The 4297-nt window shown below is 67.6% G+C and carries 5 protein-coding genes; 4 read left to right on the plus strand and 1 reads right to left on the minus strand.

Annotation, left to right across the window (positions count from 1 at the left end; translation table 11 throughout):
- The coding region (locus AB7I40_RS23645; RefSeq protein WP_428348155.1) for a DUF3516 domain-containing protein at positions 1-201 on the plus strand (201 nt) is incomplete at its 5' end.
- A gap of 56 nt (positions 202-257) precedes the next feature.
- On the opposite strand, the gene AB7I40_RS23650 is transcribed toward AB7I40_RS23645, so the two are convergent.
- Positions 258-530: a hypothetical protein gene (locus tag AB7I40_RS23650; protein ID WP_428348156.1), complete on the minus strand. Its 273-nt coding sequence runs from the start codon at positions 528-530 to the stop codon at positions 258-260.
- 642 nt (positions 531-1172) lie between these two features.
- Here AB7I40_RS23650 and AB7I40_RS23655 point away from each other — a divergent pair.
- From AB7I40_RS23655 to AB7I40_RS23665, 3 genes are all read left to right on the plus strand, one after another.
- Positions 1173-2786, plus strand: coding sequence for an ABC transporter substrate-binding protein (locus tag AB7I40_RS23655; RefSeq protein WP_428348157.1), 1614 nt, complete (start codon positions 1173-1175; stop codon positions 2784-2786).
- 275 nt (positions 2787-3061) lie between these two features.
- Complete coding sequence (locus AB7I40_RS23660; protein ID WP_428348158.1) at positions 3062-3208, plus strand: hypothetical protein; 147 nt, start codon at positions 3062-3064, stop codon at positions 3206-3208.
- A 65-nt stretch (positions 3209-3273) separates the two neighbouring features.
- Positions 3274-4297, plus strand: a 1024-nt coding sequence (locus AB7I40_RS23665) for an ABC transporter substrate-binding protein (RefSeq protein WP_428348159.1), incomplete at its 3' end; no start/stop codon positions are given.

Consider the following 4297-nt stretch of genomic DNA (forward strand, 5'->3'; position numbering starts at 1 on the left):
GAGTTCGACGAGCTGCGCACCGACCCGGTGGCCCGCCAGAAGCGGTGGTTCCGGTTCGACGTCGACACCGGCGAGGTCACCCAGCAGCTCGTGGATCCCGACGAATACGGCGAATGGCGCCTCCGAGCCCACGTGGACTGGGACGCCTCGCGCGAGGAGGGCCGAGCCGTGCTGGTCCTCGACGCCGTCGAACGGCTCTGACGGGAGATGATCCTGGTGGGCGCCGCGCTGCTTGCTGTGTGGAGTGCGCTGGGTGGTCAAGCGGCGGCCGTGATGGTGACGGTGTGTCCGACGGCTTCGAGTTGGCGGACGAGATCGCAGGTTCGTCGGGTCGAGCCGCCGGTCGTGGTCGTCGCGCCGAGGTCGTGGCAGCGGGCGGTGGGGTCGTTGAGGGTGTGCCAGACGATCACGAGGATCGAGCGGGCAACCGCGACGAGAGCGCGTTGCTTGCCGCGGCGGCGCACAAGTCGCTTGTAACGGGCTCCGAGGAAGGTGTCGGTCTTGGCGGCAGCGGTGGCGACCTCACCCACCACGACTTTGAGGTAGCGGTTTGCCCTCGCCGGTCTTTACCTGACGGGTGCGTTCGCCGGACTGAACGGTGAGTGAGCGGCGCAAGTTTCGCCCACGACACGAGACGGGCGGGTGTGGGGAACTGGCCCATGTCGAGACCGATCTTGCGGCGTTTCTGACCCGGCTATTGCAGCGGGGGTCGTGATCGGGGTTGATGGTGTCGGCTCGGGTTCCGATGGAGGTTGTGGAGCGTTCGGCGCTCGGACGGGGTGGGTGCGTGCGCGCTGAGGCGGGGGTGGTGGTGGTGGTGGTGCGGGTTGTCCGGGCTGGTCGGGTGGGGGTGCCTGGCCGGTCAGGCGAACGCGGGCAGGGCCCGGATGCGCGTCGGCCCAGGCGTGGGAGCGGGGGATGCGTAGCCAGAGTTGGCGGGCGTGGGTGACGACCCGGGCGGCGACGTTGAAGAACGCGAGCCGGAGGCGTTTGCCGCGGCAGCGGCGGAATTCGCGGGGCAGGACGTGATCTCGGATCCAGCGGGTGACGTTGTGCGCGAGCGCGCAGGCGTGCCACCACAGCCAGTTCCCGAAGAAGATCGCACTGTGCAAAGATGTATGACTGTCGCCACACGGTGCGACGTAGGTTACATTCAGGAAGTGGGGACCAGAATGCCAGGACGATATCGACGTGGCGCTGCGGCGCTCGCCGCAGGCGTGAGCCTGGTGGCCGCCGCCTGCGGGGGCGACGACGACGGCGGGGGTGGCGGGGCCGAAACGGTCAACACGATCGACCAGAGCATCAATCAGGCGCTGCAGAGCACCACCACCGCTGACGACGCCACAGCCACCACGGCGACAGCCCGGGAGGAACCAACCTCCATCGAGGAGTGGGAGGAGCTCTGGGCCGAGGAGCGCGCCACCATCGTGGAACGCATAAAGGAGAACGGCTGGGGCCTGCAGGCCGACGGCAAGACGATCACCGGCCCCGAGGGCTTCAGCATCGATCTCGCCGCGTGCGCCGCCGGCTGGTCCAACACCGAGGGCCTGACCGACACCGAGTTCAAGATCGGCCAGTCGATCGCCCAGTCCGGCACGCTGGCCGACTACGGCAACTACGGCAAGGCCATCGACGTCCTGCTCAAGTACTACGGCGACCAGGGCGCCTTCAAGGACTCCGAGGGCAAGACCCGCAAGCCGGTGTACCTGCAGAAGGACGACGGCTACGACCCGGCCCGGGCCATCCCCAACGTGGACGAGCTGCTCGACTCCGAGAAGGTCTTCGCCATCTGGACGCTGGGCACGCCGGCCACCATGAAGACCTACGACAAGATCAACGAGCGCTGCCTCCCCCACCTGCTGGCCATGACCGGCCACCCCGCCTGGGGTGACCCGGTCAACCACCCGTGGACCACCGGCGCGCCGGTGCCGTCGTACACCACCGAGACCCAGCTGTGGGGCACGTTCATCGAGCAGAACCTCGACCAGTTCGAGGGCGACAAGGTGGTCGTGGCCGCCCTGGTGATGAACAACGACTTCGGCAAGGTCTACGACGCCGGCTTCCGCGCCTTCCTGGCCCAGTCGGAGCTGCTCAAGGACAAGGTCGAGTTCGTGACCGAGTCGATCGAGCCGTCGGCACCCACCATCACCGACCCGATGACCACGCTGGCGTCGAAGAACCCCGACGTGTTCATCGCCATGACCGCCGGCACCAGCTGCACCCAGACGGTGACCGAGGCCGCCCAGAACGGCATGAAGGAGAACGTCAAGTTCCTCTTCCAGCCCCTCACCTGCTCGGGCACCGGCTTCGTGGCCAAGGAGAAGGTCGGCGGCGACGGCTCCGCCGCCAACGGCTGGTGGATCTTCAACCCCGGCGTGAAGGACCTGAAGGATCCGAACATGCAGGACGACGTGTGGACCGTGTTCGCCCGCGACCTGCTGGCCGACAACGGCATCGACCCGGATTCCTCGAGCCTGCTCAGCGGTGGCTTCAGCTACGCCTGGCCGTTCGTCCAGACGCTGCTGATCGCCCAGGAGCTCGACGGCGGCCTGACCCGGGCCAACGTCATCGTGGCTCACCGTTCAATCGACATGACCCCGCCCACCCACGACTGGGGCATTCGATCCGTCATGAACGGCAACAAAGACTCGTATATCAACGAGGGCGGCAGCTTCGCCAAGTTCGACTCCGTCAACCAGAAGTGGGTGGTAGAGGGACAGCTCTACGACCTCAACGGTAAGTCCTCCAACTGCGCTTGGGACCAGTCGGTCAGCGCCTGCAAGTGACGAGCCCCCTGACGCCTCGGCGTCGAGTGCCGTGCCCCGGTCCCCTCGACCGGGGCACGGTCGCGTCCGGGCACCTCCCGGCCGCTCCCACGCCCCGGTCCGCCCCCCGCTCTGCCGCCTGGACCTGTCACCGGTCGTCACTTTCGCAACATGCTGTGACATGCATGAGGTGCTCTGCGAGAAGTTGGCGCCGTGCCCGAACGGGCAAAAAGAGAGGCCGGCGCCCGAGCTGTTCGGGAGCGGGAGACCGGCCGGACCGAACCAGGGGGAGATCCATGCAACGACCGGGCCTACGCCCGTATGTGGCCGCATTCGTCGGCCTCGGCCTGCTCGCCACCGCGTGCGGCGGCGATGACGGCGGTGACACCGCCACCGAGGACACCATCGACGCGTCCATCAACAGCGCCCTGCAGACCAGCTGACCGACACGTCCTCGGGCACGACCGACACCACGACCGCCGGCCCCACCACCGAGGAGCCCACCTCGATGGAGGAGTGGGAGGCGCTGTGGGCGTCCGAGCGCGCCGCCATCGTCGCCCGCATCAAGGAGAACGGCTGGGGCCTGCAGGCCGACGGCAAGACGATCACCGGCCCCGAGGGCTTCACCATCGACCTCACCCGGTGCGCCGCCGGCTGGTCCAACACCGAGGGCATCACCGACACCGAGTTCAAGGTGGGCCAGTCGATCGCCCAGTCCGGCACGCTGGCCGACTACGGGAACTACGCCAAGGCCATCGACGCGCTGGTGGGCCACTACGGCGACGAGGGCATGTTCGTCGATTCCGAGGGCAAGACCCGCACGATGAACTACGTGGTCAAGGACGACGGCTACGACCCCGCCCGGACCATCCCCATCGTCGACGAGCTGCTCGACGCCGAGAAGTCCTTCGCCATCTGGACGCTCGGCACCGGTCCGACCATGAAGACCTACGACAAGCTCAACCAGCGCTGCGTCCCCAACCTGATCGCCATGACCGGCCACCCGGCCTGGGGTGATCCGGTGAACCACCCGTGGACGAGCGGCGCGCCGGTGCCGTCCTACACCACCGAGACCCAGCTGTGGGGCACGTTCATCGAGCAGCGGGCCGCCGACTACCCCGACAAGATCAAGGTCGCGTCGTTGGTCATGAACAACGACTTCGGCAAGGTCTACGACGCCGGGTTCAAGGCCTACCTCGCCCAGTCCGACGTGCTGCGCGACAAGGTGGAGTACATCACCGAGACCATCGAGCCCCAGGCGCCCACCATCACCGACCCGATGACCACGCTGGCGTCGAAGGAGCCGGACTTCTTCATCGCCATGGTGGCCGGCACGCCGTGCACGCAGGCGGTGACCGAGGCGGCCCAGAACGGCATGAAGGAGAACGTGGAGTACCTGTTCCAGCCGCTCACCTGCGCCGGGACGAGCTTCGTGTCCAAGGACGACCCGCAGTCCTCCAGCTCGCTGGGCAACGGCTTCGGCTACGCCTTCCCGTTCGTGCAGAGCCTGCTCATCGCGCAGGAGCTCGACG

Origin of the sequence: Nocardioides sp. (assembly GCF_050246775.1) — a bacterium.
GTDB lineage: Bacteria > Actinomycetota > Actinomycetes > Propionibacteriales > Nocardioidaceae > Nocardioides.